General features: G+C 70.2%; 20 protein-coding genes. 9 read left to right on the top strand and 11 right to left on the bottom strand.

The genetic code is table 11. From position 1 onward, the window contains the following. Nucleotides 1-200: 200 nt before the first annotated feature. The gene (locus tag AB0P06_RS32960) at nucleotides 201-410 is read right to left on the bottom strand and encodes a DUF397 domain-containing protein (protein ID WP_363613938.1); all 210 of its coding nucleotides are present in this window, start codon (nucleotides 408-410) and stop codon (nucleotides 201-203) included. A gap of 138 nt (nucleotides 411-548) precedes the next feature. After that, a complete protein-coding gene (locus tag AB0P06_RS32955; protein WP_363613936.1) occupies nucleotides 549-1,385 on the bottom strand; it encodes a TrmH family RNA methyltransferase in 837 nt (278 codons plus the stop codon). Nucleotides 1,386-1,557: 172 nt separating this feature from the next. On the opposite strand from AB0P06_RS32955, the gene AB0P06_RS32950 reads away from it, so the two are divergent. Further along, nucleotides 1,558-2,366, top strand: a protein-coding gene (locus tag AB0P06_RS32950; RefSeq protein ID WP_363613934.1) for an IS5 family transposase whose coding sequence is annotated in 2 segments (ribosomal slippage) — nucleotides 1,558-1,897 and nucleotides 1,897-2,366 — 810 coding nt in all. Because the reading frame shifts where the segments join, the coding sequence is not laid out codon by codon here. A 144-nt stretch (nucleotides 2,367-2,510) separates the two neighbouring features. Here AB0P06_RS32950 and AB0P06_RS32945 read toward each other — a convergent pair. The 5 genes from AB0P06_RS32945 to AB0P06_RS32925 form a co-directional block, all read right to left on the bottom strand. After that, nucleotides 2,511-2,705, bottom strand: coding sequence for a DUF397 domain-containing protein (locus tag AB0P06_RS32945; protein ID WP_363613932.1), 195 nt, complete (start codon nucleotides 2,703-2,705; stop codon nucleotides 2,511-2,513). Between the two features lie 75 nt (nucleotides 2,706-2,780). Next, entirely contained in the window at nucleotides 2,781-2,990 is a 210-nt protein-coding gene (locus AB0P06_RS32940; protein ID WP_363613930.1) for a DUF397 domain-containing protein, read from the bottom strand. A gap of 59 nt (nucleotides 2,991-3,049) precedes the next feature. Further along, nucleotides 3,050-3,253 (bottom strand): DUF397 domain-containing protein, encoded by a 204-nt coding sequence (locus AB0P06_RS32935; protein ID WP_363613928.1) that lies wholly within the window; start codon nucleotides 3,251-3,253, stop codon nucleotides 3,050-3,052. A gap of 231 nt (nucleotides 3,254-3,484) precedes the next feature. Beyond that, entirely contained in the window at nucleotides 3,485-3,697 is a 213-nt protein-coding gene (locus AB0P06_RS32930) for a DUF397 domain-containing protein (RefSeq protein ID WP_363613926.1), read from the bottom strand. Next, nucleotides 3,694-4,518, bottom strand: a complete 825-nt coding sequence (locus tag AB0P06_RS32925) for a helix-turn-helix transcriptional regulator (RefSeq protein ID WP_363613924.1) — start codon at nucleotides 4,516-4,518, stop codon at nucleotides 3,694-3,696. The genes AB0P06_RS32930 and AB0P06_RS32925 overlap by 4 nt, the downstream gene beginning before the upstream one ends. A 108-nt stretch (nucleotides 4,519-4,626) precedes the next feature. On the opposite strand from AB0P06_RS32925, the gene AB0P06_RS32920 reads away from it, so the two are divergent. The 5 genes from AB0P06_RS32920 to AB0P06_RS32900 all read left to right on the top strand — a co-directional run bounded on the left by AB0P06_RS32920 (nucleotide 4,627) and on the right by AB0P06_RS32900 (nucleotide 7,408). Beyond that, complete coding sequence (locus AB0P06_RS32920) at nucleotides 4,627-4,896, top strand: hypothetical protein (RefSeq protein ID WP_363613922.1); 270 nt, start codon at nucleotides 4,627-4,629, stop codon at nucleotides 4,894-4,896. A gap of 10 nt (nucleotides 4,897-4,906) precedes the next feature. After that, complete coding sequence (locus tag AB0P06_RS32915) at nucleotides 4,907-5,128, top strand: hypothetical protein (RefSeq protein WP_363613920.1); 222 nt, start codon at nucleotides 4,907-4,909, stop codon at nucleotides 5,126-5,128. Continuing rightward, the gene (locus tag AB0P06_RS32910; RefSeq protein WP_363613918.1) at nucleotides 5,125-5,484 is read left to right on the top strand and encodes a hypothetical protein; all 360 of its coding nucleotides are present in this window, start codon (nucleotides 5,125-5,127) and stop codon (nucleotides 5,482-5,484) included. The genes AB0P06_RS32915 and AB0P06_RS32910 overlap by 4 nt, the downstream gene beginning before the upstream one ends. A gap of 233 nt (nucleotides 5,485-5,717) precedes the next feature. Continuing rightward, nucleotides 5,718-6,089, top strand: a complete 372-nt coding sequence (locus AB0P06_RS32905; protein WP_363613916.1) for a hypothetical protein — start codon at nucleotides 5,718-5,720, stop codon at nucleotides 6,087-6,089. 188 nt (nucleotides 6,090-6,277) lie between these two features. Next, the gene (locus AB0P06_RS32900; RefSeq protein ID WP_363613914.1) at nucleotides 6,278-7,408 is read left to right on the top strand and encodes a methyltransferase domain-containing protein; all 1,131 of its coding nucleotides are present in this window, start codon (nucleotides 6,278-6,280) and stop codon (nucleotides 7,406-7,408) included. A gap of 94 nt (nucleotides 7,409-7,502) precedes the next feature. Here the strand turns inward: AB0P06_RS32900 and AB0P06_RS32895 are convergent, their stop codons facing one another. The 3 genes from AB0P06_RS32895 to AB0P06_RS32885 form a co-directional block, all read right to left on the bottom strand. After that, nucleotides 7,503-7,889 carry a VOC family protein gene (locus tag AB0P06_RS32895; protein WP_363613912.1) on the bottom strand — a complete coding sequence of 129 codons (387 nt, stop codon included), beginning with the start codon at nucleotides 7,887-7,889 and terminating at the stop codon, nucleotides 7,503-7,505. A gap of 63 nt (nucleotides 7,890-7,952) precedes the next feature. Continuing rightward, nucleotides 7,953-8,495 carry a DUF1707 domain-containing protein gene (locus tag AB0P06_RS32890; protein WP_363613910.1) on the bottom strand — a complete coding sequence of 181 codons (543 nt, stop codon included), beginning with the start codon at nucleotides 8,493-8,495 and terminating at the stop codon, nucleotides 7,953-7,955. A 133-nt stretch (nucleotides 8,496-8,628) separates the two neighbouring features. Beyond that, nucleotides 8,629-9,168, bottom strand: coding sequence for a GNAT family N-acetyltransferase (locus tag AB0P06_RS32885; protein WP_363613940.1), 540 nt, complete (start codon nucleotides 9,166-9,168; stop codon nucleotides 8,629-8,631). Nucleotides 9,169-9,408: 240 nt separating this feature from the next. Here AB0P06_RS32885 and AB0P06_RS32880 point away from each other — a divergent pair, with 240 nt between their 5' ends. After that, nucleotides 9,409-10,944 carry an AMP-binding protein gene (locus AB0P06_RS32880; protein WP_363613908.1) on the top strand — a complete coding sequence of 512 codons (1,536 nt, stop codon included), beginning with the start codon at nucleotides 9,409-9,411 and terminating at the stop codon, nucleotides 10,942-10,944. A gap of 30 nt (nucleotides 10,945-10,974) precedes the next feature. Here the strand turns inward: AB0P06_RS32880 and AB0P06_RS32875 are convergent, their stop codons facing one another. Beyond that, nucleotides 10,975-11,850, bottom strand: coding sequence for a LuxR C-terminal-related transcriptional regulator (locus tag AB0P06_RS32875; protein WP_363613906.1), 876 nt, complete (start codon nucleotides 11,848-11,850; stop codon nucleotides 10,975-10,977). A gap of 170 nt (nucleotides 11,851-12,020) precedes the next feature. Between AB0P06_RS32875 and AB0P06_RS32870 the strand changes: the two genes are divergently transcribed. Continuing rightward, nucleotides 12,021-12,863 carry a TIGR03084 family metal-binding protein gene (locus AB0P06_RS32870; protein ID WP_363613904.1) on the top strand — a complete coding sequence of 281 codons (843 nt, stop codon included), beginning with the start codon at nucleotides 12,021-12,023 and terminating at the stop codon, nucleotides 12,861-12,863. 85 nt (nucleotides 12,864-12,948) lie between these two features. After that, a complete protein-coding gene (locus AB0P06_RS32865; RefSeq protein WP_363613902.1) occupies nucleotides 12,949-13,431 on the top strand; it encodes a hypothetical protein in 483 nt (160 codons plus the stop codon). The last annotated feature ends 216 nt before the right edge of the window (nucleotides 13,432-13,647 follow it).

The following is a 13,647-nucleotide window of genomic DNA, read 5'->3' as shown; positions in this document are numbered from 1 at the left end:
ATCAGGCACAAGATCATCCGACACGTGGAGCACTCTGCCGCCCGAACACATCAACTGCCAAGCCCCTGAGCTGAACTCATTTTGAAACGATCAGTTAGGCACGCCGGCCTCCGGACACCCCTCCGGAACGACGGGATGACAGCCTGGGGAATTACGTGACCGTCCACACCCGGTCCGGGTCCGCCACCGTATGCCGTCGATCAGACGGTCCCGAACTCCCCGGCCTTGACGCCTGCGACGAACGCGGCGAACGTGGCGGTGCGGAAGACCAGGGCAGGGCCCTCGGGGTTCTTGGAGTCACGGACAGGGACGAGCCCGGGATAGTCGAAAGCCACCTCGACGCACTGCCCCTCTTGGGCACTGTGTGAACTCTTGCGCCAACGAGCGCCGAACAGGTCCAGGTCGGCCATGGGTGCTGCTCCTCCCGTGCCTTGCGAGTAGAGACCCCACCACACCGGAGAGGTGGTGGGGTCATCACGTGATCGCCGCAAAGCACCTGGAGGTATACCGCCGTGCCGCCGCAGGCGGCACCTGGACCTGACCTGCGATCAGCGAGGACGCTTCCCGGCGGCGATCCGTTGCCGGGAAGCGTCGTACAGGATCGCGGTCGTGGCGTTCGCCGCGTTCAGCGAACTGGCCGCCCCCGTCATCGGGATGCTCACCGTGTAGTCGCACAGCTCCCGCCACTGGCCGGCCAGCCCGGTCGTCTCGTTTCCGACCAGCAGCAGCACCGGCTGGGTGAGGTCGAAGTCGTAGACGTCCGCGTCGCCCTTCTCGTCCGTGCCCACCAGGACCAGTGGGTGACCGGCGGTGCGCTGCTGCTCCACCCAGGCCATCACCTCGGTCGGCCCCGGCACCCGGACGGACGGCAGCGAGAACAGGCTGCCCGTGGTCGCCCGCACGGCCTTCGGGTCGTAGACATCGGCAGCGTGGCCCGAAACGATCATCCCGTGTGCGCCGAAGGCATCCGCAGACCGGATGATGCTCCCGATGTTGCCCGGCGTGGTCGGCCGGTCGAACAGGACACCGAGGAAGTCCGGCCCGACCTCGATCCGGCCCAGGTCGTCCGTCGGCATGCCGACCACCGCGATCACCTCGGGCGCGCCCTCGGTCTTCTCGCCCAGCTCCGCAAGCAGCTCCGGCGCCATCACGATCCGCTCGGCCCGGGTCGTTCGCAGCAGCTCCTGCGCCCAGCCCGACAGCTTCCGCCGGTCGTCGTAGAGCAGCGCGTTGATCGGCCAGCCGTACTCCACGGCCAGCGAAATCGGCCGAACCCCCTGGACCAGGAATTCACGGAGCTGGCTCCGCTTCTTCCGGTTGGTGAGCAGAGCCTCCCACTGCTGAAACCGGGCGTTGCGGGAGGTGATCCGCTGAACCGCTGGCACCTGTCCTCCAAGGGTGAGCCGGCTACTTCGATGCGTTCCGACCATGGCGGAGTCCGCACCAGCGAAGCTAGAAACCCTACACCGGCACAACCTGTTGACACTAACTGATCGTTTCAGAATGAGTTGAGCAGTAGGCCTTGCGTCTGGCGATTTTGGTCGGCAGGGTGTCCTGGTGCGTGTTGATCTTGTCCCGGACGACCTGTGGGAGCGGGTGGCTCCGCTGCTGCCGCCCGCTCCCGAACGACGCCACCGCCACCCTGGGCGGCTACGGGTCCCGGACCGGGCGGCCCTCGCCGGCATCATCTACGTGCTGCGGACCGGTGTCGCTTGGCGCGACGTTCCCGCCCAGACCGTGGGATGCTCCGGGGTCACGGCCTGGCGCCGGCTGCGGGACTGGACCGAGGCCGGCGTCTGGCCCCGCCTGCACGCCGCGCTGCTGACCGAACTGCGCCGCGCGGACCTGCTGGACCTGGACGACTGCGCCGTGGACGGCTCGCACGTCCGGGCCCTCAAAGGGGGGATCATGTCGGCCCCTCGCCCGTCGACCGCGCCCGCCCCGGCTCCAAGCACCATGTGATCGTGGACCGTTGCGGCACCCCGCTCGCCGTGACGCTCACCGGAGGCAACCGCCACGACGTCACCCAGCTGCTGCCCCTGCTGGACGCGATACCGCCAATCCGAGGACTGCGGGGACGTCCGCGGCGCAGGCCCCGGCGGCTGTTCGCCGACCGGGGTTACGACTTCGACAAGTACCGCCGCCTGCTGTGGAAGCGCGGCATCAAGCCGATGATCGCGCGACGCGGCGTCGCCCACGGTTCCGGACTCGGCAAGGTGCGCTGGGTCGTAGAGCGCGCCTTCGCCTGGCTCCACCACTTCAAGCGCCTCCGCACCCGCTACGAGCGACGCGCCGATCTCCACCAGGGACTACTCGAACTCGCCTGCCGCATCATCTGCCTCCGGCGCCTTCGAAAGTCATTCTGAAACGATCAGTAAGAAAGATTTGCGGAGCCGTCGGAGGCAGATGATGCGGCAGGCGAGTTCGAGCAGGCCTTGGGGAGAGAGGGACAACGGGGGAATTACGTGACCGTCCACACCCGATCCGGGTCCGCCACCGTATGCCGTCGATCAGACGGTACCGAACTCCCCGGCCTTGACGCCCGCGACGAACGCGACGAAGGCGTCGGTGGGGAAGACGAGCGCGGGGCCCTCGGAGTCCTTCGAGTCACGGACGGGGACGATGCCCGGGTGGTCGGGCGAGACTTCTACACATGTCCCGCCGTTGCCACTGTATGAGGACTTGTACCAGCGAGGTTCGATCACGGTAGTTCCCTTCGTTGCCAGCTGATCACGGCCACGGAAGCAGTCTTCGACAGCGCCTCACCCTGTAGCTGATGGTCAGAAGGTTTCGAACTCGCCCAACTTGACGCTCGCGACGAACGCAGCGAACGCATCAGCAAGGAAAACCAAGGCGGGGCCGCTCGGATCCTTGGAGTCGCGCACGGGGACAAGCCCGGGGTAGTCGGGGGCTACCTCAACGCAGGAACCGCCGTTGCCGCTGTGGCTCGACTTGAACCAGGAAGCGCCGGACAGATCTGAGTCGGTCATGAGTGCTATTCCTCTCCTGCCTTGCGAACGGAGATTCCTCCACGCTGGGAGACGTGGCGTCAGGCGGCGCCGAACTCACCGGCCTTCACGCCTGCCACGAACGCAGCGAACGTATCGGTGGGGAAGAGCAGGGTGGGACCGCTGGGGTTCTTGGAGTCACGCACGGGCACGGCACCGTGGGTGCCGGCCAAGTTGGCGGCCACCTCGATGCAGTTGCCACCGTTGCTGCTGTAAGAGGACTTGAACCAGCGAGGTTCGGTCACGGTAGTTCCCCTTCATTGCCGGCTGATCACGGCCATGGAAGCAGCCTGCGACGGTGCCTCCACCTGTAGTTGATGGTAGGCGGTCGCATGGGTGCGGACTCGCTGTTTCGTTCCAAACGCCCCGACAGACGGCGCGCGCAGTACGCACACCTGGCCATGAGACAGCGAGAGACCCCACCACATCGAGGAGAGGTGGTGGGGTCTCGGGTGAGGCGCGCTCAAGGCGCAGCATCAGACGGTGCCGAACTCGCCTGACTTGACGCCCGCGACGAACGCGGCGAACGCGGTGGCAGGGAACACGAGCGCGGGACCCTCGGGGTCCTTGGAGTCACGGACGGGCACAAGCCCGGGGTAGTCGGGGGCTACCTCGACGCACGAACCGCCATTCTGGCTGTGGCTCGACTTGAACCACGAAGCGGCGGCCAGGTCTACGGAGTCGGTCATGTCAGGTCCTTTCGCACATCTCGGATCAGGGCCAGAGACGCGGCCATCGACAGCGCCTCTACCTGTAGTCGATCGTAGGCCCTTTCCCAACTGGTCACGGTCTCCGCGTCGCGGATCACAAACCCGCGCTCGGCCGACTCGGTGTAGCCCGCAACTGATCGATCAGGAAAGGTCAGAAGTGTGATGAAGCCGCTGAACGGCAGCGGCTCGATCAGGGCGAAGGGGGCGATCTGCAGAACCACGTGGGGGCGCTCGGCCATGGCAATCAGGTGGTCGAGCTGATCGGCCATGACGGCCGCGCCGCCGGTCGCTCGGCGGATGCCGCTCTCGTCAATCACGGCGTGAAGCAGGGGAGGCTTGGTTCGCTTGTGCATACGCTGCCGAGCGGCCAGGAACGTCAGCCGATCATGGGCTTGGTCCTGCGTGATGACACCTCGCCGAACCCCAGCATCGGCATGGACAGCCGCATACTCGGGGACCTGCAGCAATCCGGGGATGATGCTCGGCTCGAAGACCCGAATCTCCGTGGCGCGCGCCTCCTGCGCGGCGTGCTCGGGAAACCCCGGCAGGGCTGATCGCTTCACACCCCACCACATCAGTTCCAGCGTCTGGCCGGTGCCCATCGCCTGGTCGGCCGCCCGCGCGAATTTGAGCCCGGGAGATTTGCGTGCGACTTCTACCGCCGAGATGTACGTACCGGAGTACTCCATCCGTGCAGCGAGTTGATCTTGCGTCAGTCCAAGGGCCTCCCGTGAGCTGCGGAGCTGCGACCCGAAGGCGGCACGGGGAGACTTCGCGGGGTCAAGTTCCTTGCGGTTCACGTGATCTCCTCAACTCGCACTTCCGGCCCGGACAGGTTGAACGGTTCTCAACTGTAAGCCACAGTAGGCAGCCCTGGGTAGTGGATCCACTACGGAGAGGAACGGACGTTGACGCGGCGAACCACCCCCACCGACCCCCTGTACGTCCCCCAGCTCGGCGAAATCGTCAAGGACATGGCCCACCGAGGCGTCCACGGTGCCTACATGGGCACCGAGTCCGGCAAGGTCTACTTGCGGCCGGAACACGGCGGGATCGAGTGGACCACCTACCCGAGCGAGATCCAACCGCTCGTCAGACCAATGGACTCGAAGCCCCCCACGAGTCGGGGCAAGCCCCCCGGACGACTGCCCGAACCCTCGGCCGGCGACGCGGCGTAGGGCACCACCCATGGAGCGCTACACGCTGCCGGACCGGACGGCGTGGAACCTAGGCCGCTGCTTCTGCTGCGAGCGGTGGACCCTGGTCGCGCCGGGACCGATCTACGGCCCCCCTGACGATCCGATGAAACTCCCCCTGTGCGTGGTCGGGTTCGAGCGCGCCGAACGGAAGCGGCACCGGGCCCGGCTGCAGACCGGCATGCACGCCCGTACCGAGGGGGCCATCGCGTGAACCCCCACTCCCGACTCGCCTTCCTCGGCCGGATGTTGCGCGGGCTGGCCACCGAACCCCGGGCGACGTGGACCTGGGTCTGGGGTGTCTACCTGCAGTTCTGGCCCCCGGTGCTCTGGGCCAGCCCCAGGCGCCGGAGGGCGGCCCGCGAGTACGACCGGATACTCGCGCAGGAACAGTACGAGGCCGAGATCGGCCGTGAGATCACCCGAAGCATGATCCGGCAGGAACTCGACCGCCCGGTGTTCGACCCGCAGACGACCCTCAGCCTGCTCGGCGTGCTGCTGGACAACCACCCGGATCACCCGGGCCACCGTCGCCCCCGGGGCGCCTGGCCGCCGGACCGGCCGGTCTGATCTTCCGCGCGGACGACGGGGAGCACGTCGGTTCGCCCGTACGGAATCGAGGCCCCGCCCGTCACGGACACCCCGGCGGGACGGGCGGGGCCGCCCAACTGAGCGTCGCCACAAGGGATGAACAGCAAGGCCGAACCCGGCGCGCACAAGCAGGACGCCTAGAAGCGCGCCGCTGGACGAGTCCAACGGGAAGTCCAGCGAGGACCCGAAGAAGGACCAGCACCGTGCTACCGATGAACTCTCCCGGAATCGTTGCCGACGGGTACGTCCCGCTGTACGCCAACTCAGCTGCATTCGAGAGCGGCGCGCCGACCCTGGCCGCGGTCCGCACGCTGGACTGCGGCTGCCCCCGGCGGGCGGAGGGCGGATGCGTCGAATCCCTCGACCTGCCCGCCCTGCAGGCCGAGGCCACGCTTCCGGACGGGCGGACTGGGGTGTTCCTCGGACGCGAGCGGACCGGAGACCCGATCACCGGAGAAGTCCGGTACACCACCGTCGCCTTCCGGAGCCTGGACGAGAACGGCAAGCCCTTCACCTGGGCACTCCGCTGCGCCGGGCCGGCCGTCGTACAGAACCCGTACGAACGGGCCCGCAAGGCGCTCTGAAGAATCCCGCCCCGGACGCCGGTCGAGGCCCTTCCCCGTCCGGGGCGGGGCACCACCATGCATCAACTCACCCATGCGAGCGGTGATTTCGTGACCGCAATCACGGAGCCCCAGGTCGGTGAAGCACCCAGGGTGCCTCGCATGGCCGAGCCGGAGATCACCGGCAACTACCGGAAAGGAACACGCTGATGAACTGGCAGCACCACGCCGCCGCCCTGGCAGAGCGCGCCACCGAACCCGACTCCCGCTGGCGCGCGGCCGTCGCGGACACCCCTCGGCACACCCTGCTCCCGAACTGGTGGGAGAACGGGCCCGAGGGCTGGACGCTGCACAAGGGAGCGGACGACCCGGAGCGCTGGGCGCGAGTCGCCTACGGCAACGAGTCGGCCGTGACCAGCGTCGGCGGGCACCACGCCGACCACGCCGAGCCCGGTGACCACCCGACCGGGCTCCCCACGTCGTCGGCCACGCTCGCCGCCCTGGTGGTGAAGATGCTGCGGCACGGCCGGATCAACCAGGGGCACGATCTGCTGGACATCGGCACCGGGGCCGGCGGGCTGACCGCCTACGCGGCGCTGCGGCTCGGCTCCGGGCATGTGACCAGCGTGGACGTGGACCCGTACCTGGTGGACGCCGCGCGGGACCGGCTGGCCGCCCTCGGCCTGCACCCGGCGTTCGCCGCCGTCGACGCGACGGGGCCCCTCCCCGGCGACCACGACCGCATCGTCTCGACGGTGGGCGTCCGGCCGGTCCCGGCATCGTGGCTCGCCGCGCTGCGGAAGGGCGGGCGCCTGGTCACCACGATCCGGGACACCGCACTGATCCTCACGGCCTGGAAGACCCCGGACGGCGGAGCGCGCGGGCACATCGAACGCGACCGGGCCGGGTTCATGGGCACCCGGCACGACGCGAACTACCCAACCGGACCAGCCGAGTTGTACCGGACCGCCCGCGAGGCGGAGGGTGAGGACATCACAACCGGCCGCTACCCCGTGAGCGATGTGCGGGAGGCGTGGGAGACCTGGTCGTTCCTGTCGGTCTCGGTGCCCGGCATCGAGTACGACTTCGAAGAGAGGGGCGGGTCCCGGACGGCGTACCTGGTCCACCGCGACGGATCGTGGGCACGGGCCACGGCCGTCCGGTTCGAGCCGCCCATCGTCCACCAGGCCGGGCCCCAGCGGCTCTGGAGCGAGCTGGAACGGGTCCGGACCAGGAGTCTGGTCGAAGGCGGCCTGCCGCTGTACGGAGCCGATGCGACCGTCACCCCGGACGGCGTGATCCACCTGTCCCGGGGCCCGTGGTCGGCCACGATCGACTGAGGACGGGCGCGCGGTCTACCGAAGCCCGCGCCACCGAAGCCCGGGTCCCCGGAACGCGGGGACCCGGGCTGCCCGGCCGCCGGGCTGCGCGGTATCAGGCGCCGGTGGTCGCGGCCCGCTCGGCGGCGCTGCGCTCGACGCAGAACTCGTTACCCTCAATGTCCGCCAGGGTCACCCAGCCGAGCCCGTCCGGGGTACGGTGGTCCGCCACCAGGGTGGCGCCCAGGGCCAGCAGGCGCTCCACTTCCTCCTCCCGGGACCGGTCCTGCGGCTGGAGGTCCAGGTGGACGCGGTTCTTCACCGACTTGCCCTCAGGAACGCCGATGAACAGCAGCGAGGCCCCCGCCGACTCCACCACCGCCTCCGCATCGCCCGGGTTGTCGTCCTCGCCCACCGTGCCGTCCAGCGCCTGCGCCCAGAACTCGGCGAGGCGGAAGGGGTCGGTGCAATCGATCGTCACATGTCGCACAAGAGAAGCCATGAGACCACTCTGACCTGCTTCTTCGCTTCGGTCCAACCTGTTTACGGGTCTCGTCGATCCTGCCTAACGCCGCGCGTGGCGGATCTTCAACCGTCCGAACCCCATGGTCCCGGAGATCCGGATCCTCGGCCCGCCGGAGCCGGAGCGCCGCCGGGTCCTGTAGAGCAAGTCTTTCCACCCGGTGTGCAGATCCTCGACGTCGACGATCGCGTCGCGGGGCACCGTGATCCTGGCCCTGCCGGTGCCGAGCTGCAACTCGATGTCGACCACCGGATGCTCGATGACCGCCCGGGACAGGTCCAGGTGCACCCTTCCGAATGCGGACGCGACCTTGAGGATCCGAGGTACCCGCCATGCACCGCGCCGCTGGATCCGTCCGCCGGCGACGGCAATCGTGGACGTGGTGCCCGCGTCCTCCTCCGGGAGCGAGACCAGAGCCCGCACGAGCTCGCTGCGCGTCCTGCCGGTGAGCACCTGGTGGAGGCGTTCGTCCATCTCCTCGTGCGAGATGTGCCCTTCGGCGTACGCCTCCTGCAGGCGCCGCACGGCCGTGTCGCGGTCGTCTTCGCTGATCAGTCGCGTCGGGTCTTCCGGCAGAGAGCTCACCGTCTCACTCTAGTGCCGTGCCAACGATGCGAACACGCCAAGGTCCTTATTCTGCAAGGCATCAGACGGAGAGGCAGGCCGCTCGCCGCTATGGCCTTGATCGCCCGACCGGCGAACCTGTGCGGCCGGAGCGCTAGCCGGGCGGGGTCACCGTCCGCACATGCAGATGGCCGTCCCGGGGGAACGGCGGCCGGGCGGGCAGGACCTCCCGGAAGCGGTAGCCGGACTTCTCCGCCACCCGGCACGAGGCCGGATTGTCCACCTGGTGCAGCAGGTCGAGCCGGACCAGCCCGTCGGCGGCGAAGACCTCGAACGCCCAGGCGGTGAGCGCCTCCACCGCGCGCGGGGCCACGCCGCGGCCCCGGGCGGCGGCCGCCGTCCAGTAGCCCACCTCGGCCGAGGCCCCGCCCGGGGTGCCGCGCTTGAGCACCACGTTGCCGACCAACTGCTCCCCCGCGCGCGCCGCGCCGGGCTCCAGCACCGCGAAGCTGTACCGGTCGCCGTCCGCCCGGCCCTGGCGCTGCACGTCCAGCCAGCGGGCCGTGTCCCCGGCGTCCGCCACCGGGAGCCTGGTGAAACGGCGCAGCAGCGGATCACGGTAGATCTCCACCAGGGCCGGCCCGTCCTCGTCCCGGAACGGGCGCAGGAGCAGTCCGTCGGCCACCGGGAACATGCCGGTGAGGGTGCTCACCTGAGACCGTCGGACAGGTTCTGGGGCCGTTGGCCGGTCGGTCATGTCCCGGTCTCCCCCGTCGTTCCCACCGCGGATCGGTGCGTTGCGACCTTCCTAGCAGCCGCCCGTTCCCGGCCGCTGGTCGCCCCCGGATCGGCAAGCGAAGGCCGGCCTTCCCCGAACGGGTGACACCCCCGATCGGGGGTGTGCAGGATGTGGAGGGCGGAGGACAGTGGGCGCATGCAGATTCCACTCTCCGTGATGGACTTCCTCGACCGGGCCGAGCTGGTCTACGGCGACCGGGTCGGCATCGTCGACGAGCCGGTGCAGCCGGCCGGATCCTGGGGCGAGCTGAGCTACCGCCGGGTCGCCGAACTGGCACGGGCGCAGGCGGCCGGGCTGGACCGGCTGGGCGTCGGGCCGGGTGAACGGGTCGCGATCGTCTCGCAGAACTCGGCCCGGCTGATGACCTCGCTGTACGGCGTGAGCGGGCACGGCCGGGTGCTGGTGCCGGTGAACTTCCGGCTGAAGGCGGAGGAGGTCTCGTACATCGTCGAGCAGAGCGGCGCGTCCGTGCTGCTGGTCGATCCCGAGGTCGCCGAACCGCTGGCCGGGGTCGTCGCCGAGCACAAGTTCGTGATCGGCCCGGACAGCGACGCGCTGCTGTACGACTTCGCGCACGCGCCGCGCCGGTACGAGATCGCCGAGAACGACACCGCGACGATCAACTACACCAGCGGAACGACCGCACGCCCCAAGGGCGTTCAGCTCACCCACCGCAACATCTGGCTGAACGCCGTGCTGATGGGCCTGCACTTCGGGGCCGGTGACCGGGACGTCTACCTCCACACGCTGCCGATGTTCCACGCCAACGGCTGGGGCCTGCCGTTCGCGCTGACCGGGCTGGGCGCACGGCACATCGTGCTGCGCAAGGTGGACGGCGCCGAGATCCTGCGCCGGATCGACCGGCACGGGGTGACCTTCCTGTGCGGCGCACCGGCGGTGATCTCGATGGTGCTGGAGGCGGCGGCCGACTGGGACGGGCCCGTCCCCGGCCGGGACCGGGTGCGGATCATCGTGGCCGGCGCCCCGCCGCCGACCTCGGTGGTGCAGCGCATCGAGTCCGAACTCGGCTGGGAGTTCATGCAGATCTACGGCCTGACCGAGACCTCGCCGGTGGTGACGGTCAACCGCACCCGCGCCGAGTGGGACGAACTCCCCTCGGCCGAACGGGCCGAGCGGCTGGTGCAGGCGGGCGCGCCGGCGATCGGCAACCAGGTCCGGGTGGACGACCAGGGCGAGGTGCTGGTGCGCTCCAACGTCGTGCTGAACGGCTACTGGCAGCAGCCGCGGGAGACCGCCGAGGCGATCCGGGACGGCTGGTTCCACACCGGGGACGGCGGCACCCTCACCGACGGCTATCTGACCATCTCGGACCGGAAGAAGGACATCATCATCAGCGGCGGGGAGAACGTCTCCTCGATCGAGGTGGAGGACTGTCTGTACGACCACCCGGCGGTGGGCGAGGTCGCGGTGATCGGTGTGCCGGACGAGAAGTGGGGCGAGACGGTCAAGGCGCTGGTGGTGCTCAAGCCGGGGCAGGGGGCGACGACCGAGGCGGAGCTGATCGCGCACTGCAAGCAGCGGCTCGCGGGCTACAAGTCGCCCACGTCGGTGGAGTTCCGGGACACGCTGCCGCGGACCACCACCGGGAAGCTGCAGAAGTTCCGGCTGCGCGAGCCGTACTGGTCGGGGCGGGACCGGAAGGTCAACTGACCATCGCCGCAACGCTCTTCGACCTTCGACTCAACCCGCCTCGTCGACCAGGCCGGACTCGCGCGCGGCCAGCGCGAGTTCGGTCCGGTTGCGGACGCCGAGCTTGTGCATGGCGCTCTTCAGGTAGCCGGTCACGGTGTTGCGGGTGAGGCCCAGTTGGGCGGCGATCTCCGGGTTGGTCCGGCCGGTCGCCGCCCAGCGCAGCACCTCGTGCTCCCGGCGGGTGAGCGGGGTCGGCAGCGGTGCCGCGGCGGCTCTTCGGGGGCCGGACCCGTTCCAGGGGCCCGGCCCGCTCCAGGCGGTGGCCCCGGCCAGCGCCCGGGTGGCGGCCGCGGCGAGCTTGGTGACGGCGGCGATCCGGACGTCCCCGAACGGGACGACGGCGCGCAGCGAGGCGTACACCACCCCGTAGACGGTACCGCCGTGCAGCAGCGGGACGGTGAGCATCGCGTACAGGTCCTCGGCGACGACAGCGGCGTCGTAGTGGTGCGAAATGGTGGTGGCGGCGCGGTAGTCGGGCACCCAGTTGGGGGCGCGTTCGGCCAGCGCGCGGCCACCGAGGCCGGTCCCGGCGGGGACGGCGAGGTCGTGCAGCAGATCGGCCCGGGTACCGGCCCAGCGGCGCAGCACCATGCCGTCCGGGCCCGCGCCCGCCCGGGCGCGCCGCGCGGGGTCCTCGTCCGGCACCCCGACCAGGCCGACGTCCGCGCCGCAGTCGGCGACCACCCGGCGGGCGAGGTCGCCGAGCAGGGCGTCCCTGACCAACTCGGCGGCCCGGGCGGCGAGGTCGTCGGGTCGGTCCGGGGCGAGGCCTCCGGGGACGGGTGCAACGGGTGCGACGGGTGTGACGGCCCGGGTGACAGCGCCGCCGGCCGCCTGGATGGGGGTGTCCGCAGCCCTTGTCATCGCGCGATTGTCACACGCGGTACGGCCGGTGGCGAGAGTCGTGACGTGCGTGTTCCGTGGAGTGTCCGGCGGATCCGCGCGGCGCGTCGTAGGGTGCGGCCCTGGGTTACCGGCGGGTCACCGGCGGGTCACCGGTGCCCGGGACGACGACCGATGCGAAGGGGATGTCCATGACGAGCCCGAACAGCCCGAGTGAGCCGGGTGCTCCGGACGTGCTGGCCGGCCTGCTGGGCGATCTGCGGGCCGAGAGCGAGGTGCTGGACGGCCTGGTGGCCGCTCTGGCGCCGGCGGAGTGGGCCCGTGCGACGCCCGCCGAGGGGTGGACGATCGCGCACCAGATCGCCCATCTGGCGTGGACGGACGACTGGGCAGAGCTCTCCGCGCGCGACGCGGCGGCCTTCGCGGAGGCGGTCGGCGGGCTCTTCGGGAAGCCGTCGGCGGCGGGGGCGGGCCCGGTGGAGGAGGGTGCGGCGCGCGGCGCGGCCGAGGAGCCCCGGCTGCTGCTGGCGCGCTGGCGGTCCGGGCGGGAGCGGGTGCTGGCGGCGCTGGGTGCGGTGCCGACCGACATCCGGCTGCCGTGGTTCGGACCGCCGATGAAGCCCGCCTCGATGGCGACCGCACGGCTGATGGAGACCTGGGCGCACGGGCAGGACGTCGCGGACGCGCTCGGCGCGGTGCGGGAGCCGTCGGCGCGGCTGCGGCACATCGCGCATCTGGGGCTGCGGACCATGGGGTTCGCGTTCACCCTGCACGGGCTGCCGGTGCCGGAGGTCCCGGTGCGGCTGGAACTGACCGCGCCGGACGGCGGGCTGTGGGTGTGGGGGCCGGAGGACGCGGCGGACCGGGTGAGCGGGCCGGCGCTGGACTTCTGTCTGCTGGTGACCCAGCGCCGGCACCGGGACGATCTGGCCCTGACCGCCTCCGGGGAGACGGCGACGGCCTGGCTGGCGATCGCGCAGGCCTTCGCGGGCGCGCCGGGAAAGGGCCGGGACGCGGGCGAAAATTACATCTGACCAATCGTCAAAGAATATCGCCAGCAGGCTAAACCACCCCTTCCGGCGATATACAGAGTTCGTTGGCGAATGATGGAATTCCCTCATGAATCGCACGAACACCATGCGCGCCGCCCTGGCCGGCGCCGCCGCACTGCTCGCGATCGGCGGCCTGATCGCCGCCCCTGCCCAGGCTCTCGCCCTGCCCGCCGGCACACCCGGTGTGTCCCGGGTGGAGGTCCGGGCCGGCACCCCCGCCGCCCACCAGGTGGTCACCTTCTTCGAGGAGTACCGGCGGGCGGTGCTCGGCGAGAGCGGCGAGACCCCACAGGCCGTCCGCGAGCGCTTCCTCAGCCCACACCTGAACTTCCGCCTCGACGCCTGGGCCAATGAACACGACGCCGACCCGGTGTTCCGCGCCCAGAACGTCCCGGAGAACTGGTCCGTCCAGCAGGTCAACGAAGAGTACGGCTTCGCGTCGGTCCGCCTCACCGAGCTCTGGGGCGGCGGCGGCAGCCAGGACGTCTGGTACACCGTCCGGCTCACCGATCTGCTGATCGTCGAACTCAACGACCAGCCCGCCTTCTGAGCCCTCACCCGCCCACCCACACCCCCACAGACCCGACGCGGCGCAGGCATCCCCCCACGACTGCGCCGCGTCGGTCCACCGAATGCCGACCTGTCGGCCCCGCCGGATTGGATAGCTGCATGAACACACTGCTCAGCCGCCTGCCCGCCGTATCCGACCTTCGCGACCGCTGCCGCGGACTCGCGATGCTCGACGCCACCCTCAACCCGGACGACT

It is taken from the genome of Kitasatospora sp. NPDC088351 (genome assembly GCF_040685575.1).
Lineage (GTDB): Bacteria > Actinomycetota > Actinomycetes > Streptomycetales > Streptomycetaceae > Kitasatospora.
Note: the sequence above shows the minus strand (reverse complement) of the source record. Positions and strands in the feature narration are given on the sequence as shown.